The organism is Psychrobacter immobilis (assembly GCF_003148585.1).
GTDB lineage: Bacteria > Pseudomonadota > Gammaproteobacteria > Pseudomonadales > Moraxellaceae > Psychrobacter > Psychrobacter immobilis.
This window is the reverse complement of sequence record NZ_QGGM01000001.1, coordinates 388,029-413,605: the sequence shown is the minus strand read 5'-3', so window position 1 is coordinate 413,605 and position 25,577 is coordinate 388,029. Positions and strand designations below refer to the sequence as shown.

21 protein-coding genes are annotated in these 25,577 nt (G+C 41.7%); 17 read left to right on the top strand and 4 right to left on the bottom strand.

What is annotated here, in order from left to right; genetic code table 11:
* Positions 1-43 precede the first annotated feature (43 nt).
* From C8D84_RS01800 to uvrA, 3 genes are all read right to left on the bottom strand, one after another.
* Positions 44-1,924, bottom strand: coding sequence for a P-loop NTPase fold protein (locus tag C8D84_RS01800; protein ID WP_109589556.1), 1,881 nt, complete (start codon positions 1,922-1,924; stop codon positions 44-46).
* Positions 1,925-2,054: 130 nt separating this feature from the next.
* The gene (locus C8D84_RS01795; RefSeq protein WP_109589554.1) at positions 2,055-2,321 is read right to left on the bottom strand and encodes a hypothetical protein; all 267 of its coding nucleotides are present in this window, start codon (positions 2,319-2,321) and stop codon (positions 2,055-2,057) included.
* Positions 2,322-2,640: 319 nt separating this feature from the next.
* Complete coding sequence (gene uvrA, locus C8D84_RS01790) at positions 2,641-5,547, bottom strand: excinuclease ABC subunit UvrA (RefSeq protein ID WP_109589552.1); 2,907 nt, start codon at positions 5,545-5,547, stop codon at positions 2,641-2,643.
* A gap of 708 nt (positions 5,548-6,255) precedes the next feature.
* Here uvrA and C8D84_RS01785 point away from each other — a divergent pair.
* The 15 genes from C8D84_RS01785 to C8D84_RS01720 all read left to right on the top strand — a co-directional run bounded on the left by C8D84_RS01785 (position 6,256) and on the right by C8D84_RS01720 (position 21,374).
* Complete coding sequence (locus C8D84_RS01785) at positions 6,256-7,620, top strand: MFS transporter (protein ID WP_109589551.1); 1,365 nt, start codon at positions 6,256-6,258, stop codon at positions 7,618-7,620.
* Between the two features lie 136 nt (positions 7,621-7,756).
* The gene (locus tag C8D84_RS01780; RefSeq protein WP_265735494.1) at positions 7,757-8,188 is read left to right on the top strand and encodes a DUF3833 family protein; all 432 of its coding nucleotides are present in this window, start codon (positions 7,757-7,759) and stop codon (positions 8,186-8,188) included.
* Positions 8,167-8,355, top strand: a complete 189-nt coding sequence (locus tag C8D84_RS13930) for a DUF3833 family protein (protein ID WP_407691862.1) — start codon at positions 8,167-8,169, stop codon at positions 8,353-8,355. The genes C8D84_RS01780 and C8D84_RS13930 overlap by 22 nt, the downstream gene beginning before the upstream one ends.
* 264 nt (positions 8,356-8,619) lie before the next feature.
* Positions 8,620-9,234 carry a single-stranded DNA-binding protein gene (gene ssb, locus C8D84_RS01775; RefSeq protein WP_109589549.1) on the top strand — a complete coding sequence of 205 codons (615 nt, stop codon included), beginning with the start codon at positions 8,620-8,622 and terminating at the stop codon, positions 9,232-9,234.
* A gap of 697 nt (positions 9,235-9,931) precedes the next feature.
* Complete coding sequence (locus C8D84_RS01770; protein ID WP_146192878.1) at positions 9,932-10,543, top strand: hypothetical protein; 612 nt, start codon at positions 9,932-9,934, stop codon at positions 10,541-10,543.
* Positions 10,544-10,657: 114 nt separating this feature from the next.
* Positions 10,658-11,176, top strand: a complete 519-nt coding sequence (locus C8D84_RS01765) for a BLUF domain-containing protein (RefSeq protein WP_228244402.1) — start codon at positions 10,658-10,660, stop codon at positions 11,174-11,176.
* A 62-nt stretch (positions 11,177-11,238) separates the two neighbouring features.
* Complete coding sequence (locus C8D84_RS01760) at positions 11,239-11,676, top strand: BLUF domain-containing protein (RefSeq protein ID WP_060491721.1); 438 nt, start codon at positions 11,239-11,241, stop codon at positions 11,674-11,676.
* 425 nt (positions 11,677-12,101) lie between these two features.
* Positions 12,102-12,425 (top strand): H-NS histone family protein, encoded by a 324-nt coding sequence (locus tag C8D84_RS01755; RefSeq protein WP_045453321.1) that lies wholly within the window; start codon positions 12,102-12,104, stop codon positions 12,423-12,425.
* Between the two features lie 329 nt (positions 12,426-12,754).
* Positions 12,755-13,582, top strand: a complete 828-nt coding sequence (gene gspN, locus C8D84_RS01750) for a type II secretion system protein N (protein ID WP_109589545.1) — start codon at positions 12,755-12,757, stop codon at positions 13,580-13,582.
* Entirely contained in the window at positions 13,583-14,479 is an 897-nt protein-coding gene (locus C8D84_RS01745) for a type II secretion system protein N (protein ID WP_109589543.1), read from the top strand.
* Between the two features lie 186 nt (positions 14,480-14,665).
* A complete protein-coding gene (gene gspD, locus C8D84_RS01740) occupies positions 14,666-16,912 on the top strand; it encodes a type II secretion system secretin GspD (RefSeq protein WP_109589541.1) in 2,247 nt (748 codons plus the stop codon).
* A gap of 237 nt (positions 16,913-17,149) precedes the next feature.
* Positions 17,150-17,338, top strand: a complete 189-nt coding sequence (locus C8D84_RS01735) for a hypothetical protein (protein ID WP_109589539.1) — start codon at positions 17,150-17,152, stop codon at positions 17,336-17,338.
* 187 nt (positions 17,339-17,525) lie between these two features.
* Positions 17,526-18,515, top strand: a complete 990-nt coding sequence (locus C8D84_RS01730; RefSeq protein WP_228244401.1) for a TatD family hydrolase — start codon at positions 17,526-17,528, stop codon at positions 18,513-18,515.
* 165 nt (positions 18,516-18,680) lie between these two features.
* Positions 18,681-19,532, top strand: coding sequence for a tRNA threonylcarbamoyladenosine dehydratase (locus C8D84_RS01725; protein WP_228244417.1), 852 nt, complete (start codon positions 18,681-18,683; stop codon positions 19,530-19,532).
* A 21-nt stretch (positions 19,533-19,553) separates the two neighbouring features.
* Positions 19,554-21,374 (top strand): GAF domain-containing hybrid sensor histidine kinase/response regulator, encoded by a 1,821-nt coding sequence (locus tag C8D84_RS01720; protein ID WP_228244400.1) that lies wholly within the window; start codon positions 19,554-19,556, stop codon positions 21,372-21,374.
* 294 nt (positions 21,375-21,668) lie between these two features.
* On the opposite strand, the gene efp is transcribed toward C8D84_RS01720, so the two are convergent.
* The gene (efp, locus tag C8D84_RS01715) at positions 21,669-22,244 is read right to left on the bottom strand and encodes an elongation factor P (protein WP_055124654.1); all 576 of its coding nucleotides are present in this window, start codon (positions 22,242-22,244) and stop codon (positions 21,669-21,671) included.
* A gap of 167 nt (positions 22,245-22,411) precedes the next feature.
* Here efp and epmB point away from each other — a divergent pair, with 167 nt between their 5' ends.
* A complete protein-coding gene (gene epmB, locus C8D84_RS01710) occupies positions 22,412-23,419 on the top strand; it encodes an EF-P beta-lysylation protein EpmB (protein ID WP_109589534.1) in 1,008 nt (335 codons plus the stop codon).
* 220 nt (positions 23,420-23,639) lie between these two features.
* Positions 23,640-25,415: a hypothetical protein gene (locus tag C8D84_RS01705; protein WP_109589532.1), complete on the top strand. Its 1,776-nt coding sequence runs from the start codon at positions 23,640-23,642 to the stop codon at positions 25,413-25,415.
* The last annotated feature ends 162 nt before the right edge of the window (positions 25,416-25,577 follow it).

Below are 25,577 nucleotides of genomic sequence, written 5' to 3'. Positions count from 1 at the left end.
TGGTAAGCAGGTTTTTGATTGAATAAAATCTATATTCGTAGACTTAAGAATTTAGGTTTTTCAGGTTGTTTGAATATTCTAACCAGTTTTCAATAGCAGCTTTAGTACTAGGCTTCTCAACAATTCTTTCTCGTAATAACTTTATTATCCAACCTCTCAATTCCTCACTCTTAAGGAGTAATATAGAAGGTTGAAAAGGACTGAAAAGTATGTTTTTCCGATAGTTAATATCTACTAATATCCAAGTTCTATCACTTAGTATAGTTTCATTAGTAAATATAATCTGCACTATTTTTCTAAACCTAAAGACAGGATGCTGTAGTATTTTACGGATATACTGTTTTCTATCTCTTTCGTTATCAATAGGTTGCCAAAGGACTGCTTTCAAGTCATCTTCTTGAATATCTCTCATAGCTTCATATAGCTCTTCACTATTATAGCCACTTTGATAAAAGCGTTTAAAAGCTTCACAAATTAAATTTATATCATTTCTTTGCTTTATTTCTAATTTTCTATCTTTGACTACCTGAACCAGATAATCATAAAATATATCGTATGACTCTATACCAAAAAAGTACCACTTCTCTTTATGCCAGTAGTCGGAGCTCTCAGAGACTTTTCTTCTTATATAGTCTTTTACCAAGCCTTCTAAATGAATCGATAATGCAATCTCACCATTTTGCTTAAGAGTGTTGCAGTAAAAGCTTAAGTTAGTTAAATTTTCTCTACCAATCTGCTTTAGACTACTTTCAAAAAGCCTCTTGTCGAAATTCTCTCCTGCATTTAGACTATGATGTTCAGTAATTAAGATTTCTTTTTCTCTATCATTCTCAAGATCTTGTTCATTTATCAAATCTTGGTTAAGAGTTTTTTCGAATTTTTCACTATCTATATCAATATTTGTAATCAATTCGATAACAACTTCAGTCCACCCTTTCATACGAAAGTTAGGGTAGAATTTTGAAAGATTTTTCTCTACATCATCTTTTTTAGTTCTAACATTTGCTTTTAACGCTTCATCATCATTTTTTAAAAATATATCTAATCGATCATCGAGACCATCTTCAGAAAAGTATAGTTCTAACTCTTTCATATCGATATCAAGAACTTTAGGAATGTCATTAACAAGCTTGATAATAAGAATTTGTCTTAGGATTTCTTCTTTGCTCAACTTTGATAAAGATGATGAGTATTTTATTATCTCCTGATAGACTTTCTGAACACGCTGATAAAATCTAAGATTTCTAACGTCCATATTTTGATAGAACTTTTCGTAGATAGGGAATGTCTCGACATCACTAATCTCGCGTTTAATAATTGATAATGAGTCGTCTAAAATTAGGACTTCATCAAACACCTTTTCTTTATTTTTGTCAAAATATTCTTTATCTTCTGATTCTTCGTCATGCGTTATCATCAGTATTTGGCATTTACGCTCATTTCTTAAATAATTTATCAAACCCAATATTTCTGACATTGGTAAGCTATCTGATTTCCTTTCTATATCATCTAAGCAAACTAATGTATTTTTGAGATGTGAAAAAACAACACTAGTAATAATATTATTACCAAGATTCAGTCCTATGCGCACATCAGAAGTAGTTCCAATGCTGCTACCTGTCAGGGATGATAGAAACTTTTTAGTAGGTTTGAGGATATCTTTTTTCCATATGCTGTCACTAACCCCAACTGATTTATGAACTTCTATAGCAATTGCAGATTTTAGGCTTGCTAATGAATCCAAGCCAAACAAAGAGACGTAGGCATACTTCTTACCAGAAAATGATTTTCCATTGTTATCACGAATTTCGTTCCACAGGTGCGTTTTCCCAACTCCCCATTCGCCAGTTAAAGCAATGGCACAAGGTTTTTCAGTTTCGATAAGCTTTACAAGCTTTTTTTCGAGGTTCGTTACATTTGCCATTACTTATTACCTTACAGATGTTCTTAAAATATTGCTTATATTAACACTAAAATAAAAACCCAACCCAAAAAAAAAGGCCACTCCCTAAAGAGTAGCCTTTCATCAACGATTATCTAGAAATCATTAGTTATTAGTGACGACCATGGCCTGCAGGCTTCTCAAACCCTTTTGCACTCATGCATGAATCTATTTTCTTCATATCGCTTTTACTTGGACGACTGTCTTTATTCATTTTTACACCAACTCGTTGAGCACAATCATTCATGGCTTGTTTCATGTCTGCTGACATCGCAGGTCTTTGATGGTTGCGATCGCTTGAGCCATTTGATGTGCCGTTTGACGCACAGGCACTAATGCCAACAGTAGATGCTAAGACAATGAACAGTAATTTTTTCATAAGAAGTCCTTGAGGGTTTTAGGGATAGGATAGGGGTTAGCTGTGTCAATGTGTAAGTGCTATTGCTTGCTACCCAGTTTTTAACCAGATATTTCTATATCGTATGCGTCTACGCATCATATCTAACTATTTAAATATTAATACAATCAACGTTTAAGTATCTTTAATAAAGATTAAGAAAGGTAACGCAACGAGCTATATATATCTTGATACCTTAATCAAGATATATAGTGTGCAGATTGGACAAAGCCTTATATTAGCCAATAAAAAAGGCCACCCTATAAAGAGTGGCCTTTTATCAATTATTCACTAATTTGTATTAGCTTACGTCTTTTAACCCTTGCTCTAGCATCGGCTTTAAGAATATACCCGTGTAGGATTCTGTGACTTCAGCTACTTCTTCAGGCGTACCTTCCGCGATAATCAGTCCGCCACCTTTACCGCCTTCAGGGCCCAGATCAATCACCCAATCGGCCGTTTTGATGACGTCAAGATTGTGCTCGATGACCACAATAGTATTACCTTTATCGCGTAGGGCATGCAAGATATGCAGCAGTTTATCGATATCATGGAAATGCAAACCAGTGGTTGGCTCATCCAAGATATAGAGCGTCTGTCCCGTATCGCGTTTGGCCAGCTCACGCGCCAGTTTGACACGTTGCGCTTCACCGCCTGATAGCGTTGGCGCAGACTGACCTAAGCGAATGTAGCTAAGACCAACATCCATCAAAGCTTGCAGACGACGATAAATCGCTGGAATGGCTGAGAAGAATTCAGTGGCATCTTCGACGGTCATATCTAGGACATCGGCAATATTTTTACCTTTATAGTGAATCTCTAAGGTCTCGCGGTTATAGCGCTTGCCCTCACAGGTATCACATGGCACATACATATCAGGTAAGAAATGCATCTCAACCTTGATAAGACCATCACCTTGGCACATCTCACAGCGTCCGCCTTTGACGTTGAAGCTAAAGCGACCCGGTTTATAACCGCGAGCACGCGCTTCTTGCGTTTGTGCAAACATCTCACGTACCGGCGTAAACACACCGGTATAAGTCGCTGGGTTTGAGCGCGGCGTACGACCAATCGGGCTTTGATCGATATCGACCATTTTATCCAAATGCTCAAGACCACTAATACTCTCATGTTTATCAGCGATAAGCGTTGAGGCATTATTTAACTGGGTTGCTGCTAATGGCATTAAGGTACGGTTGATCAAAGTTGATTTGCCCGAACCTGAGACACCAGTCACACAAGTCATAATACCAATGGGAATGGTCAAATCTACATCATCCAAGTTATTACCTGAGGCACCTTTTAGCTCAATCGTCATCGGAACTTGTTTGGGTTTGGCTTTACCTTTGACTTCCATATCGGTCGTTTTGGCTTTATGACGAATGGCTGGAATCTCGATTCTCTTCTTACCAGACATATATTGTCCAGTTAGCGAATCTTTGTTTGCCATGATGTCATCGACCGTACCTTGAGCGATAATATGACCGCCATGTACACCTGCGCCGATACCGATATCGATGACGTGATCCGCTTGCCGAATCGCATCTTCATCATGCTCAACGACCAGTACAGTATTACCCAAATCACGCAAGCGCGTTAGGGTTTTGAGCAAGCGATCATTATCGCGCTGATGCAGACCGATGGACGGCTCATCAAGTACATACATCACGCCCATCAGACCTGCGCCAATTTGGCTGGCAAGACGGATACGCTGTGCTTCACCGCCTGATAGGGTTTCAGCAGAGCGGGCAAGGGATAGATAATCAAGTCCGACACTAACGAGAAAGTTTAGACGCTCATTAATCTCTTTAAAGATTTTTTCCGCGACTTCGCCTTTATGACCGCTAATTTTAATAGTCTTATAATATTCAGCCGCATCACCGATAGACAACTTCACGATTTGAGCGATGGTTTGGTCATCAACGCGGACATTGCGTGAAATCTCATTGAGGCGTGCACCATCACAGACGTTACAAGTGGTATCCGCTAAATATTTAGCCAGCTCATCACGGACAAGGTTACTTTGAGTTTTGGCATAACGGCGCTCTAAATAAGGCAGCACCCCTTCAAATGATACGGTTTTATTTGTTTTACGACCGCGCTCATCGGTAAAGTTAAAGGTCAGCTTCTCTTTACCAGAGCCTTGCATGATGAGGTCTTGCTGCACTTTGGTCAGATCTTGCCACGGCGCATCCATATCAATTTTGAAGTGATTGCAGACGGTAGAGAGCAAACCAAAGTAGTAGGCATGACGTTTATCCCAACCATTAATCGCCCCTTGATTGAGCGATTTTTCATGATGAGTAATCAGTTTTTCAGCCGCGAAGTATTGACGTTTACCAAGACCGTCACAGCTTGGGCAAGCGCCATATGGGTTGTTAAAACTGAACATACGTGGCTCAAGCTCAGGTACGGCACGATCACACACAGGGCATGAATGCTTGGCTGACATGACTTGATTGTCATCGCCGCCTTCTTTTGGATTGCCATCCATAAAGTGCAGCGTGACCAGACCTTGTCCTAGACGTAGCGCCGTCTCTAGACTTTCAGCGACGCGGTTACCTAAATCATCACGGACTTTAAAGCGGTCAACCACCACTTCGATGGTATGTTTTTTCTTTTTATCGAGTGTCGGTAGCTCGTCAGTATCGTAGACATCGCCATCGACACGCACACGTACAAATCCTTGACCAATTAATTGCTCAAGTAAAACCGTATGTTCACCTTTACGCTCACGAATCACTGGAGCTAAGATCATGATTTTGGTGTCATCTGGCAACGCCATGACTTGATCGACCATTTCAGTGACCGACTGCGCGACCATTGGCTCGCCATGCTCAGGGCAAAAGGGCGTACCGATACGCGCATAGAGCAGACGCAAATAGTCATAAATCTCGGTAATCGTCCCGACCGTTGAGCGTGGGTTATGGTTGGTCGATTTTTGCTCGATAGCAATCGCAGGGGATAAGCCCTCGATACTATCGACGTCAGGTTTTTCCATTTGCGAGAGGAATTGACGCGCATACGCCGATAGACTCTCGACATAACGACGTTGCCCTTCGGCATAAAGTGTGTCGAATGCCAATGACGATTTACCAGAACCTGATAAACCAGTAATCACCACAAACTTATCTCGTGGAATGTCTAAATCGATATTTTTTAGATTATGAGTGCGTGCGCCGCGAACCTTAATATACTCGTGTGCCATCGGTGTTAGGTTTCCTATTTGCTAAAAGGGGATTGGAAATATCTCAAATTAAAAGGTAAATATGAATCAATTAAATGGTCGGTTAAAAACGTGGATATTCTGTAAATTTATAATGTTGTTATAAATAGTTTCATTATCAAAGATTTTGTTATAAATAATATTTTTATAAAGTGTTCATACGTTGATGAAGTGAGAGCTATAGATGCCTAATTTACTGTTTTAATTTTTATAATTGCTGAGCGGTATACTGCTTGGCGTTCATTTTGCTGTTTTCTCATTCTACAGCCTTTGAGGCAATTGATTTTCGTAGGACTAAGCAAATCTAAATCAAATCAATGTTAAGTAGTAGTCATCTTTTGTCATGGTTTTGACCAAAATGTCATTTTATAGAGGAGTTTGTCATCTAAGCGATCGCTCTAGCTGACGAGCAATAATATTTATGACGCCTTACTTTATTGTCATGGCGACCGCATTATTCAAGGTGTGATTGCGCATCCGATGCAGTTGGTAACAAAATAATCGCGTAATATGAATGGCTTGGGTCGAGAAGGTATAGGAGGCTGCACTCATAAGACAAAAGTCTCGGCACGCAAACGGCGAATGTCTTATACTAGTGGGCTTAATTTGTAGCTAAAGTCTTGATAGCATCACAATAGTACAAGCAGCGCAGTAGTGATAAATCAGCAATGACGAACCAGTGAGGCAAGTATGAATAGCGTAGAAAAACGGGCAATCCTCGGGGTCGGTGGTATATTTGCTTTGCGGATGATTGGTCTGTTTATGATTGTGCCTGTGTTTTCTGTATATGGTGACAATTATGCGCACGCGACGCCGTTTTTGATTGGTTTGGCGGTCGGTATTTATGGACTGGGACAGGCGATATTTCAGATTCCCATGAGTTTGGCTGCGGATAAATTCCCGCGTAAGCCGATTATCTTTTTAGGGCTGATCTTATTTGCCATAGGCGGTATCATTGCGGCAAATGCGACTGATATTTACGAGGTTATCATTGGTCGGGCGCTGGCAGGTAGTGGCGCGGTATCTGCAGTATTGATGGCATTATTGGCTGATGTGACGCGCGAAGAAATGCGTACCAAAGCGATGGCAACGATGGGCTTGACCATTGCGACTTCTATCATGCTCGCTTTTGCCTTTGGTCCGTTATTGGTTGGCTCGCTAGGTATCTCTGGTTTATTTTGGTTGACCTCAGGCTTTGCCGTATTGGCGATGCTGTTATTGTTGTTTGTGCCGACACCGCTACGAGTGCTTAAACACAATTTAGACAATAAATCGATTGGTCAACAATTAGCGACCGTCCTAAAAATTGGCGATTTAAACCGCCTACATATTGGTATCTTTGCTCTGCATCTAACCATGACGGCGATATTTGTGATCTTGCCGCATCAGCTTAATGAAGTGATGGGTCTGTCGGTACGTCAGCAAGGCTTGGTTTATTTGCCGCTGTTATTTATTGGTTTTGCCGTCGCCATTCCTTTTATTATCATTGCCGAAAAGAAACGCAAAATGCGCCAAGTATTCTTAGGCGCGATTGCGCTGATGACCGCTGCTTTAGCGATATTGGCTATTGGCAGTCAGGTTGGTGTTGGTATTATATTAGGTCTGCTGCTGTACTTTATGGGCTTTAACTTGCTTGAGGCAACGATTCCTTCATGGATATCTAAGCGCGCCCCAGTCGCCAATAAAGCAACAGCGATGGGGCTAAATTCATCGAGCCAGTTCTTTGGCGCGTTTGTCGGTGGAGCAATGGGTGGTTTGTTATTAAGTCAGCCGAATTTGCTGGCGTGGGGTATTTTAGCCGTCATTATGGGCGTGGCGCTACTCATTATCATTCCGATTGCACAGCCACCTTATTTATCGAGTACTACTGTGACCATCCCTAAAAACATTAATATCCAAGACTGGTCACGGCAAATGCTAGCGGTAGATGGCGTGGATGAGCTGGTCGTGATGGCAAAAGAGCAAGTGGCTTATTTAAAGTTGGACAAAACACAATTGACAGATGACTCGCGGATGCAGCTATCGAGTTTGGCACAGAGTCCACTAGATATTTAGCAAAGGGTATGGACAACGTACTTAGGCGAGTAGAGATAAGGCTGAGTAGGCAAAAACTGAGTAGACAACGACTAGATAGACAGCCATTATTAATAAGTGAACGCTAAATCTTTATCTCTATTTAAAAGGAATTAATATGAGTAAGTTTAAAGTGCTGTCGCACGGTGTTGCGCTTCGAGCAGTGGCTAAATTTTCGATAGGTCTTGGTCTATCAGCCACGTTACTACTCTCAGGTTGCGCCACACAAAATATCCAAGCCTATCAGAACAGCACGCCCACGCTCGATATGCATGAGTTCTTCTCAGGTCGAATCGATGGTTGGGGCATGTTTCAAGGTCGCAATGGCGAGGTTAAAAAACGCTTTTACGTCGATATTGATGCCACTCACGAAGGCGATAATGTCATCGTTTTAGATGAAAAATTCTCATGGGCAGATGGGTCAAAATCACAGCGTATCTGGCGACTGACCAAACAAGCTGATGTAGCTGGAAAGGCACAGCAGGCGATGTCATTGGCGAGGCAACAGGGAAAGTGGTTGGCAATACCTTGCATTGGAATTACTTGTTAGAGCTACCCGTTGAGAATAAAACCTACAAAGTGAATTTTGATGACTGGATGTATCTGGTTGATAAAAACGTCATGCTCAATCGCTCAGTCATGAAAAAATTTGGCGTAGAGCTGGGTAGCGTCACCTTGAGTATGCATCGCAATAACGAGAGCAATGATTCTAAATAAGTTTATAAAGGACAGAGTGAGTTGATAAGTCAGTAACTGGTAATAGTATTAATTCGCTTAATAAAATGGCAAAATAGCAATATCATGGTTTTTTAAACCCAAAAATTATAATATATATCTAAACGACATAGATTGTCGTCTTTAATAGATAGCTTGTAGATATTCCAATAAAAATTGATTACAGTAAAATCATTAATGAATGCGCTTAGCTGCACAGTCATTAAAGCGATTCATAAAATTATTCATAAGTAAAAGGACGGTATCATGCGCGGAGTTAATAAAGTTATCATCATCGGTAACCTTGGAGCAGACCCTGAGGCACGTCAATTTAATAACGGCGGTAGCGTGACCAATATCTCGGTTGCAACGTCAGAGCAGTGGACCGACAAGCAAAGTGGTGAAAAAAGAGAAGCGACGGAATGGCATCGTATTTCTCTATTTAATCGTTTGGGTGAAATTGCCGCGCAGTATTTGCGTAAAGGCAGTAAAGTTTATATCGAAGGCAGTTTGCGTACCCGTAAATATCAAGATCCCAATGGTCAAGACCGTTATATCACTGAGATTCGCGCTGAGCAAATGCAAATGCTAGATGGTGCGACTGGTGGTCAAAGTGATAATAGCTTTGGCGGTCAAAATCAGGGTCAAGGTGGTGGCTATGGCAATCAAGGTGGTCAAAGTAATCAAAACAACTTTGGTCAGCAAGCAAACAATCAGCCAGCACAGCAAGGCGGTTACAACCAGTCAGGTGGTCAAAACAGCTTTAACAATCAAAGCGCACCTGCTCAGCAGAATCAGTTCAATCAACCTGCGCAAAAGCCTGCACAGTCAAAGCCAACAGCAATGCCTGACGGTCCTGTCGATGATGATATTCCGTTCTAGGATATACTTTAGAGTTATCTGTTAAGAATAATCTATAGAAGACCCTGCAATTGCAGGGTTTTTTTATGCCTAGTGATAAATAATTTAAAAAATAAATTTTCTATAGTGCCCATAAAGGTCGTATGAGAGTGAGCGCGTTAAGAAAGATAGACTTTGTCAATTGCTATATTATCTCGCTAAAAAAGTAAAACGTTTGTTGGTTTTTATAGTTGTAACCTGATAGTTATTTGAAAGAATAGAAAATTAATTATTGGGTGGTAAACGATTTAGTAAGAAGATAAAACGGATAAATATTAGCCTGCCTTATTGAGTTTATCGATTTTTTTATTCTCATTATTTTATCAAATTTTATATTGAAATTTATGAAAACTACCTTTCATATCCTATATAGACCGTCTGTTCTATTGGATTTAATTAGTGCTAACGGTTCATTAAATGGATTGATATAATCCACTCGAATCAATAATTCAAACAATATTAAATGTGGGGCTTTGATTTAAAGCAATTTTTATTAGCCACTGAAAAGTCAAAATCTGACTGTTCAATGGCTGAAATAATAAAAATTCATCTGGTCGACTGCTTACGATAGGGTTGGTTCAATGTGAAAGGTTAAAGCTGTCACGCTTTTATAATCAATTGACTATAAAAGTGCCCACCTTACTGCTAGTGCTGAGTACAAAGAATGAAAGATGGTGATGTGTTTCAAAAAACTGATTTGGGCAGAGAAGAGATTAAATCTCAGAGTCTCGGCATCTTGCCGCGTGAAGCGAGAACATTGCTCATTATGATCGATGGCAAACGCACGTATCAAAGCTATCTTGATACGCTTGACCGTAGCAAAATGTTTGCCGATTTTGGCGGTGTTGCACCACTATTTGAGTTGCTGTTAGGGCTTGAGTGCATAGAGATAGTGGGCGCTGATAATGCTGCCTCCCAAATATCCACTGCGCCGCAAGCACCAACGGCTTATCAGTCTCAATCATCATTGTCTGAAAGAAATATTGAGACAGAGTTTGATCGCACCTTTAATGATAAAGGTCTCAATAAAATGGCAGCATTAGGCAAGAAATCAATCAGTAGTATTTTCAAGGCTAGGTTGTCTGGTGCGAGCTACGAAACGATAAAGTCAGAGTTGGCTAACTATATTGAAAAAAACGCACCACCAGTAGAAGCTTGGGGTTACTTGTTGAGTTTAGAACAATGCAAGGATAGCTCGCAATTATTGAGCTTGGTCAAAGAAATACAGAGCACCAGTAGCAGTAATTTATCACGCGGCATGAATGATTTTATCAAAAAAATTCAACGTTAATATATACGCGACTTATGTTATAAAAAAATGACTTATACCACAAATACTTGGTTATAAAAGAAAGTAGCTGGGTGGTGATAGGTGAAAAATTTAGCAAACTAATTGGAGTGTTTTGTGGAATCAGCTGAGCTTTCAGAATTAAATCGCCTAAAAATGCATCATGGCGAGCATATTATTCTACGTTTAACTTATATTAGCCGTTATAACACCGACAATCCTAAAGGTGAAGTAACGCGCATCCTGACACAAGCTCAGCAAAATAATGAGCGCAATGGTATTACAGGTGCTTTGGTGTTCAATCACAATTATTTTTTGCAAAGTATTGAAGGGGCGAGACCCGTCATCAATGAATTGCTCAGAAAATTGGTTAAAGATAATCGGCATCATAGCTTACAAGTCATCGAATGCCGTGAAGTAGAGCTGCGCCATTGGAGTAAATGGTCAATGAAGTATTTGATTCCGAGCGATGAAAACAAAGGACTTGCGCTCAAGTTTTCGACAGGTACTCAGTTTAATCCTTATTTGATGAACACCAATCAAATCATGATGTTAATTGAGACGTTATCAGATCTTCAAGAGCAAGAAGCAGTGAGCGCCGCCAAAAAGAAGAAACCATGGTTTTCTATTGGCTAATTGACTGACGTTTATAAACGCTAAGAACCATCACACCCATGACATTTTACAAGAGATAAGATATGACATCAGCAATGGAAGATGCACACATTTTGATGAGCATGACATACGCTAGCCGTGCCAACCCAGATGTATCGGCCAACGACTTCAACGAAATCTTGCAGCAAGCACAAGTAAATAATGCCGCCAATGGCATCACTGGTATGCTGACGTTTAATAAAGATTATTTTTTGCAAACCATTGAAGGGCCAAGAGCACAGATCAATCGTCTGTTATATAGTTTAATTGCTGATCCGCGTCATCATGACTTACAGGTTATTGAAACGCGTGAATTAAAGCATCGAGCATGGTCTAAATGGTCCATGAATTATGCTTCCCCGACTGAAAAAAATGCGGCGATTTATTTAAAATATTCGACAACGATTGATTTTAATCCCTATTTATTGAGCGCCGAAGCAGCCTATAATTTGATGAATGAGCTTAGTGATCAGCATGATTAATGAATGGCGCTTTTAACTAATCGGTAGGTATATATAAATTGGTCGCTATTTTTAATGGATTTATGTTTGCTGAGTTATTCATTTAACCGTTTTTAGGACATTGTTTATAGAGACTGATTTTATCTTAAAATTAATAACTGTTTATGAATAACTATTAAATAAATAGTGGTTTTTCATTTACCCGATTTTACTATTCACTGACCTTTGTTATAGTGGATATAATAATCTACTGTTGTGATAGCAAGGTTTTTTGTTTATATTATCTACGCCATTAGCTATTGTGGCTAACAATATTTTATTTGGTTGAAAAAATATCGATTTATGACATTCATCGTTGTATTTAATGATGAATACGTCATTCTTAGTTCTTAATAGTGAATAATATCTATTAAGGTTATATTTTTTATCTTACAGTTGGATTTATTATGAGCAAAAATACCGCCATTGATTTAGAAAACCTGAACGTTGATGAGCTACGCGCCATCACTGAAAATGCTCAACAGCTTATTGCCAAAAAACAACATCAGCGTTTGTATGACGCTTATATGCAGTTTGAGAAAATTGCAGAAGACAGCAATGCCTCTATCGAAGAGATTCTAAAAGCTGGTGAAACGTTAGAGAAAAAACGCAGCATCAAGTATCGCAATACTGACAACAACGAAGAAACATGGACTGGCCGTGGTCGCAAGCCAACGTGGTTGGTTGAAGCGCTAGCAGCAGGTCGTAGTATCGAAGATTTTGCTATCTAATAGTGTAGTGGCTAACAAGATGATGTCGGTTTAGATTTAGCAAGGTGCAATTTTTACTAAAGGCTATCTAAAATAAGCGCTTGTTTAAATAAGTCCTGTTTTAAAAAAGTGCTATGTTACATCTACTCTGATCATCGTGCTTGTTTCTCATGATTTGTGTGTAATTATAGTGTTTGATCGTGATAGTCCTTTCGTCTTAGAAGCTGATAAAAGCCAGTATCTTTATTGCCATTATGTTGGTAAAAAGATACTGGCTTTTTTTCTGTCATCTGTATGCCATTGTTTGTTATGATAATGACGTTTTTGTCTTATATAAGAGTTATGCAACCGTGCCCCAAGTATCTGCGTCGTCTCATAAGCGCCCTCGTAAGCTGTGGTGGCTGGTTGGGTTTGTATTATTTGCATTATTTGCTGTGTTGCAAATGCCAGCGGCGTGGCTGCTTGAAAAGTATGCTCCCGAAACGCCTTATGTACAGCATGTGTCGGGTAATTTATGGCAAGGCTCCGTTATTTGGCAGATGCCTTTAGCAGCCACACCGCTCACAGGTACGGCAGAATGGTCGTGGCAGCCATGGCATTTGTTATTGGGTAAGATAAGTGCAGAGGTCGATATTAATTCAGCACAAACTCGCCTAAATGGACAAGTAAAGATAGGCAGCAACTCATGGCAAGTGGATAATATGAGCGGCAAGGTAGCACCTGAGACGTTGGCAAGTTTGGTTGATTGGCAATTGCCCAATACACCGATTCAGGTCAATAACGTTTCGCTCAGCCGTCAGACTGGCTCAAGTGCCGCCGCAGAAAACGCTTCAACAAAAAATTCATCTGGTTTTAGTCAAGCGGATGGTCAGTTGACATGGGTCGGCGGTGAGATAGGTTATCCTAGCGGTGGCAAGGTTTTTTATCTGACCATGCCTGCGATGCGTGCTGAGTTAAGTGCCGAGCAAAAAAATAATAAAAACCTGCTCCATATCAATTTATTAAACAATCAAGATAAGCGCTTGGGCGACTTATATATCGATGGCGACAATATGTTGGATGTCAGTTTGACGCAGCGTTTATTAGAAAGTATGCCTGAGTATAAAGGGCAAGCACCCCAAGATACCCCAGTTGTTAGTGTGCGTCAGCCGCTATTAAATGGGCTGGGGACACGCTAGATGATGAATGTTTCTACAACTTTAAAACCTGTGCTTAACACCCTTAATCGATTCTCAGGTTGGGTATTGTTATTGGCTGTTGCTTGGTTATGCTGGACAGCGGCTCGATTACTATGGTTGTTGCTCGCAGCACCATTGGCACCGATGTTGCCACCAGCAGCTTTGCAAAATACATCGGCATCTGGCAAGGACTATAGTGGGTTATTTGCTATTTTTGCAGACCCTGATCCTATTGCAGCAGCAGTGCAGCCACCGCCCAATGTCAATCTAAAAGGCGTTCTGTTAGCAATGCCAGAGAGCATGTCCTCGGCACTACTGGATATCAATGGTGAAGTGAAAAACTATCGAATCGGTGATGCGCTAAAAGACAGTGGCTATACCCTTGTGGCTGTCGATTGGAACTCGGTTGTCATCGCTGATGCTAGCGACAAGCAAACCGTCATTAGCATGCCAGCCGCGATGCCATTAGACCAAAGTGACATGATCGCAGGTGCCGTCAGTAATCAGCGCTTGCCAGAGAACAGCATGTTGCCTAACGCCCCTCAGCCTACACAAAATACTGAGGAAGAGTCCGCTGCGACAGGCAGTGACAGTAGCCCGCAATCTGCTATCGATGAAGCGGTCACAGAATTGCAAGAAAACCCTGCCAGTTATTTGAGTAGGATGGGGGTTATGGCAGCAGGGGAAAGCTATCAAGTAACGCCTGCAATGCCAGCAAAGCTGCGTAATCGACTAGGGCTTGAGCCAGGTGATAAAGTGCTAACGGTTAATGGTCAAAGCGTGGGTAGTAATCCTGCTCAAGATGCTAGTGTGCTGCAACAGGTACAGCAATCAGGTGAGGCGCAAATAGAGGTGCAACGCGGCGATCAAGTCATTACCATTCGTCAGCAGTTTTAAGCACAATAAATGGGTGAGAACTCTTATTTTAAGCAAACAAGTTTTAAGTAAACAAGTATTTAGATAGTGCCACTTAAATAATGCCATTGTTGGCAGAACGTTAAGTGAGCAAAGCAATCCTTGAGCACCTTAGCACACAATAAATCCAGTACATACTAAGCGACATCACTGTAGGTAATCATCAATATGGTAAGTTTTCATAATTTTTCAGTCACGCCTCTGTACCATGTTTTGCAGCGCCTGATGCGCCTGTGTCGTCCTCTTTGCCTCGCCGTACCATTATGGGCTGCCAGTACGGGTCTTGCGAGTGCTGAGAGCTGGAAAGTCAACTTACAAGATGCCGATATCAAAGCCTTTATTAATGAGGTGGCAACCATCACTGACCAAAACTTTGTCCTTGATCCGCGTATCAATGGCAATGTGACTGTAATTTCCAACAAAGCCTTGTCGCGTGACGAAATCTATCAGCTGTTTTTGAGTGTGATGCAAGTCAACGGTATTGCAGCGATTGACTCGGGAACGACCATCAAATTGGTGCCAGATAATGTCGCCAAACAATCTGGCGTGGCAGTTGATTTACGCGGTGACAGTGTTGGTGAGGCATTAGCTACTCGTGTTATTTATTTAACCAATACCCAAGCTGCAGAAGTGCTGGGTGTCATCCGTCCGCTTATGCCTCAATCAGCTCATGCCGCTGCCGTGCCTGGTGTCAATGCTTTGGTATTGTCCGATCGTGCCGATAGTCTTAATCAGCTGACGTCGCTTATCCGCGATTTAGATAGCAACGTCAATGACAGTTTGCAAGTGATACCACTACGTCACGTCGATGCTGAACGTATGATGGAATTGATTAGTGCCTTGGTTGCAAGCGCTGGTAGCGGGCAAGCACAAGGTGGTAACAACCAGCTTAAAGTTATCGCTGATACCTCTAGTGATAGATTGTTGGTGAAAGGCAGTCCGGAGATGATTGCTAAAGTCAAAGAGATGGTCAATCAATTAGATACCACGCCTACAAGGCGTTTGAGTGGTCTGCGCGTCTTTCGATTAAAATACGCCAGTGCAGGTCATATTGCAGATATGCTACGCGGATTGCTCGCCAATCAATCTATTAATAGCGCTGGAGCAACGTCCTCGTTAGAGTCGGCATCATTGAACGATTCCAGTAGCACGGGCGCTACTTTGACTAATGAGTCTAGCACTAACACAACGAACAACGCGACGACCTCATCGACCTCTGGTGCCAATTCGAGTAGTACTGGTACAGGTGTTGGCGGGCGACCTTTTAGTATTATCGCTGATGAAACCCAAAATGCCGTTATTGTCAATGCAGCACCGGAGCTGATGTTTGAGATTGAAGATGCGGTCACTCAGTTGGACAGTCGCCGCGCGCAAGTATTGATTCAAGCGGCTATTGTAGAGGTGTCAGGTGATGATGCGACCCAGCTTGGTGTGCAATGGGCGCTTGGCAATGCCAATAGCGGCTACGGAGTCGTAAACTTCAATAACGTAGGCGCGAGTGCTACAGCACTTGCCGCCGCGGCGTTGGGTGGCGGTGCCGCCAGTATCAGTGCAGCAGCAGGCTCGATAGCTGGTGCTTTGATTGGTATTGGTGATAGCAGTAAAGACAGTCAGGGAAACACCCAGTTTTATGGGGCTATCTTGCAAGCACTTGATTCTTCTACCAGTGCCAATCTGCTGTCTATGCCATCAATTTTGACATTGGACAACGAAAAAGCCAGTATTTTAGTGGGTCAAAACGTGCCTTTTGTGACAGGCTCCTTTACCACCAGTGGCAACGATTCTAGCAACCCCTTTCAAACCATTGATCGTCAGGATATTGGTATCAACCTAAATGTCATTCCTCATATTGGCGACAATGGCACCGTACGCTTGGAGGTCTCGCAAGAAGTCTCGTCGGTGGTGCCGGGCAGTACGGGTAACGCCAGTGGTTTGATCACCAATAAAAGCCTCATCAATACGACGATTCTGGCTGATGATCAGCAGACCATTGCTCTCGGTGGCTTGATGCGTGAAAACAGCACCACGCGCCAACAAAAAGTCCCTGGATTGGGTAATGTGCCGGTCATTGGTCGACTATTCCGCTCTGACAATGACACGACGCAAAAAAGCAATTTAATCATATTTTTACAGCCAACCATCCTACGTGATGGCAGGGCAGTCGCCAGTGTCACCGAGCGCAAATTCAACCAAATGCGCGTCCTGCAATTGGTCATTGATAAAAACGGTACCATCAAACAGCTGCCATTGAGCGGTACGGAAGGTTGGAATGGCGATGTTAGCGCAGATTATGAATTGATGCCGCTCAATCCCCTTGTTCCTAAGCGCGATCAGACACCAAAGACTCAGTCTCAAGGTTTTACCAAAGTAGACAGTCCTAATAATGGTATGACAACTTACCCTTTAAACCGTTAAGAACTCAAAAAAGCGCTTTATTAATGATAGGTTAATAAAGCGCTCGCCTCCTATTCTTATAGCATGTAGAGACACGGTGTAATAAATAAGCTACGCCGTACATTAGCTTGCGTATTCATAACACAGATAAACATAGCAGTTTTTATATCGCAGTATACTAATGAGTAATTGAGTAGTAAGTATGAACACTTGCTGATAAATATAGCAGATAATGATATAAAGGTAGGGGTGGAAGTAATGACAAGTCATACAAATGCTAAAAAGTGGTTTTTATTAGCAGTCGCTGCCACCGCCTTATTGGTGATTCCTCGGCGTAGCAGTCGACAAGCTGATACCAGAGCGTTAGATAAGCACAATGTATCAGATGAGCACTCAGATGAGCACAATGCAAAAGCCAATCATGATAATACTAATAGGGCGTGTTGAAGGTCTCTTTACTTGCCAAAAGCTCTTTTGTTGATTGGCATTTTTTAACTGTCGAAATCATTTTAAATAAACTTGCCATCCTAAAGTGTTCATTGACGTAGTTATTTCTACAAAATGACAAATAATGTTTATTGAATGACAAATCACGGAATGCCTCACTGAAAACTATTAATTTTGGAGTCTATCAATGGCCCCTATCGCTCCACCTAAGATGATCAAACAGCCCTTACCTACTATTTATCCTCTCATTGACACGCATACTCATTTTGATGCCCCAATATTTGATGATGATAGAGAAATACTGACGCAGCAGGCTCACAATCAGGGAGTACGCCATCTGGTATTAGTGGGTTATCTATATCAGCATTTTGAGCGGATGTATGAGACTGAGCGCCTGTTAAATACGCTGTCATTACCTACGACAGCCAATGTCGATAGACAAAAAGTGTCAAATTTTAGTAGCCATATTGCGGTCGGTTTGCATCCTTTTTATATTAAACAACATACTGACGATCATTTAACTGCTATGGCAAAAAGGATTACTGATAAACGCCCATTAGCAATCGGCGAGATTGGTTTAGACACCTTTACTGAGGCGATGAAAGCGCCTGACATATTTGCCAAACAAGTACGATTTTTTAAGGCACAATTGGACATGGCGGTGACTCATCAGCTACCAGTGATGCTGCATATTCGTAAAGCACATGCAGAAGCGTTGGCCATACTAAAAGCGCATGATTACGATGCACACAAACTTGGCGGTATCGCGCATAGTTTTAGTGGTGGGACGCAAGAAGCTAAAGCATTTGTTAAGTTGGGATTTAAGCTTGGGGTTACTGGTCAAATCACTAATCCCAATGCTAAGAAACTGCGCCGCGCCATTCAAGCAGCGGTTGATAGCTATGGCGTTGAATGTTTGGTGATAGAAACGGACTGCCCTGATATGACGCCTATCATGTGCCAAATATCTGACCATGATTCATTAGTACCAACTCAAAACTCAGACAGTGCACGGAGGAGTACAGCCGTACATAATAGAAATGTACCTGCCAACTTGCCATGGGTGTTGCTAAGCTTGAGTGAGTTGCTTAATGTACCACCCGCCAGTCTTGCTAAGCAATTGTGGCACAACAGTTGCAGTGCTTTGCAAACAAAATGGGATTATCCGTTATCGTAGTGCCACAGATTTTAGTCAATGACGGTTTATTATATGGCTAGCCATTGATATGATAGTGAATGAGATAGCCGTGAATAAAGAAATTGACGTAATATAAGCGCCACCAAAATAATTTAAAAGAGCATTTAATCTGTTATGAGTGAAATACAACCATTTGAGCAAACAATGACAGAATCCATTGGCACCGAAGACGTTACAAAGACAGAAAAGCTCAGCGAAGACAATGTGCAATATGAACGCCGTTTTCAAGGTACGCGCACTCTTTATGGTACGGCAGCTGTCACTACTTTTGCCGATGCGCATGTATACGTTATTGGCGTCGGAGGCGTTGGTTCTTGGGCAGCTGAGGCTTTGGCAAGAACGGCAGTGGGCACTATTACGTTGATCGATTTGGACGTATTGGTTGCATCCAATGTCAATCGGCAGTTGCCTGCACTAGACAGCACCTTTGGTGAGAGTAAAATTGCAGCGATGGCCACCCGTATTCGTGAAATTAATCCCAAAGTAACGTTAAACTTGATCGATGATTTTTTAACTGTAGAAAATGTCGCCACTTTATTGCCAAGTCGCGATGAAGCAAAAGCCGCTGTTGCTCAAGGTAGACCTATGGTTATTTTGGACTGCGTAGATGATATGAATGCCAAGCTTGCCATCGCGCTACATTGTCGTTTTAATAAATTAAAACTGGTGTGTGCAGGCGGCGCAGGCGGTAAGATAGACCCTAGTCAGATTAGGGTGAGCGACTTGCGTGACAGTTACCAAGATCCTTTACTTGCCAAATTACGCAATAAGCTGCGCCATGAAAAAGGCATTAATAGTACACTAAAAGAAAAGTTCGGGATCAAATGTGTCTACTCTACAGAGCCACCGCGGGTAGATAAGAGTTGTCAGACAGGCGGTTTGCAGTGTGGTGGTTACGGCTCAGCAGTAGTGGTCACATCGGTGGTTGCGATGATTATGGTGAGTGAAGCATTACAGTTATTAATAAAACAGACGGGCATCAAGCCGAGCGTCTGATCTTATTTAATGGAGTCTATCTTGTCTATATTTAACGCACCTAAACACAGCTACCCAGTGGCGGCAGATGAAGTAGAACGCATCAATAAGCTTAGGAAGTATCAGGTGCTCAACGACAATGATGAGCCTGCATTTAAGCGTCTAATTGATCTGGCAAAGCTATTTTTTGATGTACCAGTTGTGACCATTACTTTCATGGACGAAGAAACACAGTATCTAAAATCTGTCCAAGGACTGGGCGGTGTTTGCCGAACGACGCGTGAAGTGGCTATTTGCAATTATACCGTGCTTTCTAACGACGTCTTTGTAGTACCGGACTTAACCAAAGACAGTCGTTTTAGCCACAATCTCTTAGTGACAGAATCGCCATACCTGCAGTTTTATGCTGGTGCGCCAATTATCCTGCATGAGGACAATAAAAGCTATCGTTTGGGCTCGCTGTGTGTGATGGATATGAAGCCCAATCATGACTTTGATGAGCAAAAAGCAAAGGTGTTGGCTCAATTTGCGATGATGGCGGCAGATGCCTTACAGCTACAGGATAAGCAGCGTGATGCCAAACATGCCAATGAGATGAAATCAGACTTTTTGGCCAATATGAGTCATGAAATTCGTACACCGATGAATGGCATTATTGGTATGGTGGAGATGCTTGGTGAGACCAAACTTAGCAGTGAACAACAAGAATACGTGGACAATATCAAAGTTTCCAATGAGCATTTGATGGCGATCATTAACGGGATTTTAGATTTATCAAAAGTAGAATCTGGGAAAATGACCATTGATTCTATTCCTGTTAACTTATCCGCATTATGTAATGAGGTGGTCAGCCTCTTTGCTGTCAAAGCACGTCAGCGAGGGCTCATTTTAGACTACCATTATACCGAGTCGTTATCGCCCTATGTACAAGGCGATCCGGTACGCCTCAAACAAATTTTAGCAAACCTTGTTAATAATGCGATTAAATTCACTCGTGAGGGCGGGCGAGTCACTATTGATGTCAAACACGTACCCAATTGTCATTGTGATGGTTTTGACGATGACAGCGCTGACCAATATCGCGCTCAAGGCATTTCGGCAAGCGATCTCAGCAAAATAACGGCTCAAGAAGCTATCAGTAATACCATCTATCATGAAGTCATGACCTTATGCATTGAAGTCACAGATACGGGTGTCGGCATCAAAGCTGAGTCATTGGATGCAATATTTGATGCTTATGACCAAGCAAATAAATTCACCCACCGTCTTTATGGTGGCACAGGTCTAGGACTCTCGGTTTGTAAGTCTTTGGTTGATTTGATGGGCGGTTATATCGATGTGGATAGCGAAGTGGGTGTGGGCACTACGTTCAGTGTTTTATTACCGCTACCGACTATTGATGAAAACCAGTATGAGATGTGGCAAGATTCAAATGACTTTACGATGATTGAGCCGACCCATGAGCGTGCTGGTCATATATTGTTGGTTGAAGACGATACCGTCAATGCCATCATCGCTAAAAAAGCCCTGAATAATAGTGGTCATACGGTCACACATGTCACTGATGGGCAGCAGGCTATTGAAATTTTTGCGCTCTCACCTGAGCGTTATGATGTCATTTTAATGGACCATCATATGCCTATTTTAGATGGTGTACAGGCCACTATTAAATTGCATGAACTCTATGATCCTCAATCATTACCACCTATTATTGCTTTGACCGCCAATGCAATGGACGGTGAGCGCGAAAAGTATTTAAAAGTTGGGATGCAAGATTACTGTACCAAGCCTTTTAAACAAGAGCAGTTGAATGCATTGGTACAATATTGGCTGATACAGAAACATTCATCAGCAGAAGAGTAGTGCTTTGGTAGGTATTTATAGAACGTTATTTATCATCGCTGTCATCAATAGCGACAGTTCATCCACTATAAAAAACCACAGCGCTAACCTTGTTTGACATACTCCATATGAATTTTTACTCGGTTACTTTGGAGTACTTTTCAATCAAATTAACTACAGAGACAATATTCATAAATAAAAAAAGCTGAACCGCTTTATCAGTGGTTCAGCTTTTTTGTGGAATAACAGCTAGAGGCTAACTGTTAAGTTCTACTATGTAAGTTCTATTATGTCGAGCGCTATAACTTTTACATACTATTGGCTAACGCGAGTTTGATAGTCACCTGTGCGAGTATCAACACGTACGATTTCTTCTTGTTGTACAAATAATGGCACACGGACGACAGCACCTGTCTCTAACTTGGCAGGTTTGCCGCCACCACCTGAAGTATCACCACGCACACCAGGATCTGTTTCAGTGATTTGCAACTCAACAAAGTTAGGCGGTGTTACTGAAAGAGGAGCACCGTTGAATAAAGTGATGGTACATAGTGCATTGCTGTTTTCTTTTAGCCACTTTATTGAATCGCCCATCGCTGTTTTGTCCGCTTGAATCTGCTCAAAACTTTCAGGGTGCATGAAATGCCAAAACTCACCATCGTTATATAGATAGTTCATTTCAGTGTCCATGACATCAGCAGCTTCTAAGCTATCGCCTGACTTAAAGGTTTGTTCCAATACTTTACCACTACGAAGGTTGCGCAATTTAACACGGTTAAAGGCTTGACCTTTACCTGGTTTGACAAACTCGTTTTCAAGAATGGCACAAGGGTTGCCATCGAGCATGACTTTTAGACCAGCTTTAAATTCATTAGTAGAAAAACTTGCCACAAGAAACTCCTAGGGGTTATAAATAGGGTGATAGATAAGGGGATGAATAGCTTGCTGCGTTAAAATCGCTTATTACGCTAAGTGTTTAAAGGATAGGTCGTATGCTTTGATAGGCTACGCACTAAGCGCGTATAATAGCGACTTTTGGGCACAGGTATTAGGTTGTCATGATAAACCATTTAATCACACAAAAAAACTGGCAAACGCAATTATCCGAGGCCATTACCTCTATCGATGAGCTGTTAAGCATCCTAAAGCTAGAATCATTGCGTGCAGAGGTTTATGTACCTAAGCATTTTGAGCTGCGCGTACCACGTGGATTTGTGGCAAAAATGATCATCGGCGATAGCAATGATCCTTTACTGAGACAAGTATTGCCTGATCAACGCGAGCAAATCAAGGTAACGGGCTATGTGGCGGATCCCTTGAGCGAGAATACGCAAAACCCAGTCAAAGGTATGCTGCATAAGTACCAATCCAGAGTATTGTTGACCGTGACAGGTGCTTGTGCCATTCATTGTCGCTACTGTTTCCGTCAGCATTTTGACTATAGTGCCAATATGCCGACGGCTGATGCTAAAGAAAATATCATTGATTACATTACCGCACACCCCGAGATTAATGAGGTGATTTTGAGTGGCGGTGATCCACTGAATGTGACAAATAGACGCCTGTTTGCTTGGCTAGATACTTTAGAGTCACTCCCGCAATTGACCACTATTCGCTTACATACGCGCTTGCCGCTGGTCATCCCAGCGCGTTTGGACAATGCGTTATTGACCAGACTGTCTCAAAGTCGCTGTCATATTGTGATGGTAATTCACTGTAATCATGCCAATGAAATCGATGCCTTAACAGCAGAGCATCTGCAACGTGCTCGAGAGGCTGGCATAACGTTATTGAATCAAGCGGTGCTATTAAAAGGCATCAATGATAGCGTTGCTGTTCAAACACAATTAAGTCAGCGTTTGTTCTCCTGTGGGGTACTGCCTTATTATCTGCATGTATTAGACAAAGTGGCTGGAGCCGCACATTTCGATAATGATGAGCGCTTCGCAATTGAGCTGTATTGGTCATTGTTGGCAGCACTCCCTGGTTACCTGGTACCCAAGCTGGTGAGAGAGCTACCAAATAAACCTTTCAAAGTACCGATTGATATTTACAATGATCGTTAATATAGGCACTATGGTATATTGAAAAATTAGTGAACAAAGCGTGGTTTTTAGAAGATGGGCGTGCGGTTAGATGATGCTATAGAACTTAATTGTTACTAAAAATGGGTGCTGTCGATTTTGATGGTTGCTGCTGATTTGTATCTTTTATCTTGTGTTGTTGCATACGGCATGGTTGAATATTTGCCTCCTGCCAAGTTACTCAAGGTTACTAGGAATACTGATGATAACTTTATCGACGTTTCAAGAGCACCTATCTTCTACAGAGGCATTGCCACTAGTTTCTAAGCGATCCGCTAATGGCCAAGAAGGTTATTTGCTAAAATTGTTGGCAGCGTTACCTTCGCAAACGCAAGCACAGCAAGCTGAACAATTGGCAAAAATACTTACGGTACTACGCGTGGCCAATATAGATGATTCGCAACGTCTTACCCTTATGGCGACAGTGATAGACGCCTCAGATCAGTTAATTGCCACTTTGCGACAGTCTTATATTTATGAGACAGGTGCGCTTAGCGATATTCAAATGGGTTATGTGGCTCAAATAAAGTCGCTATATTATTCAATAATTATGACGTATGACAGAGTCATACGTCATAAAACTTCATTGCTCAATAATCAGCGAAAATATGCTGCAAGTAATGGCTGGCAGCGCTATTTTAATGGTGATAAGTCTTCATCGACGACACTCGCCAGCGCCATTTACCAGACGCTGCTGATGTACCAGAAGCTATTGGGCGAAGAAGCACTGTGCTATCAAAAACCCTCATCTTACTTATGGCACAAAATCAATCAGCTGTATTACCTTGCTTATCAGTATCATGCGGCTGAGATTAATATGAGTGTGATGACAGGTACTCAGCGTGCTAAGACAGTCCATCAGCTGTACTGCCAAATTTGTTTATACAGTCTATTAAATGTACGTGCCATGCGTCGTCCCAATATTCTGCTCGTCCAACGTTTGTTACCTGAATGGGCTAAGCATATCGTTGCGACGATTGAGCCAACCACTGAGACACGCGTGTTCGTTGATTTACAAAGTGACAATCCGCCAAATTACCTGACGGCCAGTTCTACAATCAACCCATACGACGATCGCTATCACTGTTTATTTATAGAAATTGCCCCGCTGGTTGAGTATCTTAAACGACGCAAACAGGCTTTAGTTAAGGAAGGGGGTGACGGCGTTGAGAGTCACTTGCTTAATAAAATAGCGATGACGCTTAATTACCGCTATTTACAGCCGCCGCTCACCCTAGCGACTAAACATAGTGCGAAAGAAGACGCTGTTTTGATTACAGGTTTTAATAATATTCATTATCGGGTGAGCCATTCGCATAGCTTTACCAGTTTAATCGCTATAAAAGAGTTACCAGATGAGCAGCGTCCTCGTTATGATACCGTGAATAAAAAACAAGACAGCAGCCACGTATTAGCCAGTGAAACCTTTGATCGTAATGATGATTTATCACTATTTCGCACCCTGCGACTATCATCAACAGTAGATACTTTAAATAAAGACCGCTTTCATAAAGATGGCTTTTATAAAGAAAGTGTTCATAAAGACAGCCTTAACATAGTGGCTGATGAGGATACATCTGCGACGACTGCCCCGCCAGCATTACATATGATGAGCCTTTTTTTAGTCTGTCGATCTGATACAATCATGCCGCCTGATTGGTCGATGGGCGTGGCGCGCTGGCTTGATTTTGATAGTAAAAACCCGGAGATCGAGTGGCAAGTACTTGGACATCAGCTAGTGGCTTGTGGCTTGCGTTTAGAAGGTAAAGAAACGCGTAGTCGCCATTTTGTGCCAGCATTTATTCTTGGTAGAGATGAGCGACTACAAACCACTGGCACTCTGATTGTACCGACTTCTTACTTTCAGACCCATGATAGAGTCATTATGCGTATTAATAGCAAACAAACCCCTTTACGTTTGGGACAGAGGTTGCTGATTACGGATGAATTCAGCCAGTATGAGGTGGTGCAGCTATAGTTTGTTTGAGCGTCTATGGAAAAGTTGCCAAATAGTAATGTCAATAAATACTGGCTTAAAGGTTACTTCATTGAATTTATTATTCAATAATAGCAGTGAATAAGTGTACTGAATAATGATGATAAGTTAGTCTGCAATCAGTCAAGTTATTGTCTATAATGA

What these genes read in the sequence shown, in the direction of transcription:
- C8D84_RS01725 (WP_228244417.1), top strand. Translation starts at nt 18,681, where the DNA reads ATGACAGAATCCATTGGCACCGAAGACGTTACAAAGACAGAAAAGCTC.
- uvrA (WP_109589552.1), bottom strand. Translation starts at nt 5,547, where the DNA reads ATGGCACACGAGTATATTAAGGTTCGCGGCGCACGCACTCATAATCTA.
- gspD (WP_109589541.1), top strand. Translation starts at nt 14,666, where the DNA reads ATGGTAAGTTTTCATAATTTTTCAGTCACGCCTCTGTACCATGTTTTG.
- C8D84_RS01745 (WP_109589543.1), top strand. Translation starts at nt 13,583, where the DNA reads ATGATGAATGTTTCTACAACTTTAAAACCTGTGCTTAACACCCTTAAT.
- epmB (WP_109589534.1), top strand. Translation starts at nt 22,412, where the DNA reads ATGATAAACCATTTAATCACACAAAAAAACTGGCAAACGCAATTATCC.
- C8D84_RS01795 (WP_109589554.1), bottom strand. Translation starts at nt 2,321, where the DNA reads ATGAAAAAATTACTGTTCATTGTCTTAGCATCTACTGTTGGCATTAGT.
- C8D84_RS01755 (WP_045453321.1), top strand. Translation starts at nt 12,102, where the DNA reads ATGAGCAAAAATACCGCCATTGATTTAGAAAACCTGAACGTTGATGAG.
- C8D84_RS01735 (WP_109589539.1), top strand. Translation starts at nt 17,150, where the DNA reads ATGACAAGTCATACAAATGCTAAAAAGTGGTTTTTATTAGCAGTCGCT.
- C8D84_RS01785 (WP_109589551.1), top strand. Translation starts at nt 6,256, where the DNA reads ATGAATAGCGTAGAAAAACGGGCAATCCTCGGGGTCGGTGGTATATTT.
- ssb (WP_109589549.1), top strand. Translation starts at nt 8,620, where the DNA reads ATGCGCGGAGTTAATAAAGTTATCATCATCGGTAACCTTGGAGCAGAC.
- C8D84_RS01730 (WP_228244401.1), top strand. Translation starts at nt 17,526, where the DNA reads ATGGCCCCTATCGCTCCACCTAAGATGATCAAACAGCCCTTACCTACT.
- C8D84_RS01780 (WP_265735494.1), top strand. Translation starts at nt 7,757, where the DNA reads ATGAGTAAGTTTAAAGTGCTGTCGCACGGTGTTGCGCTTCGAGCAGTG.
- C8D84_RS01760 (WP_060491721.1), top strand. Translation starts at nt 11,239, where the DNA reads ATGACATCAGCAATGGAAGATGCACACATTTTGATGAGCATGACATAC.
- C8D84_RS01705 (WP_109589532.1), top strand. Translation starts at nt 23,640, where the DNA reads ATGATAACTTTATCGACGTTTCAAGAGCACCTATCTTCTACAGAGGCA.
- C8D84_RS01800 (WP_109589556.1), bottom strand. Translation starts at nt 1,924, where the DNA reads ATGGCAAATGTAACGAACCTCGAAAAAAAGCTTGTAAAGCTTATCGAA.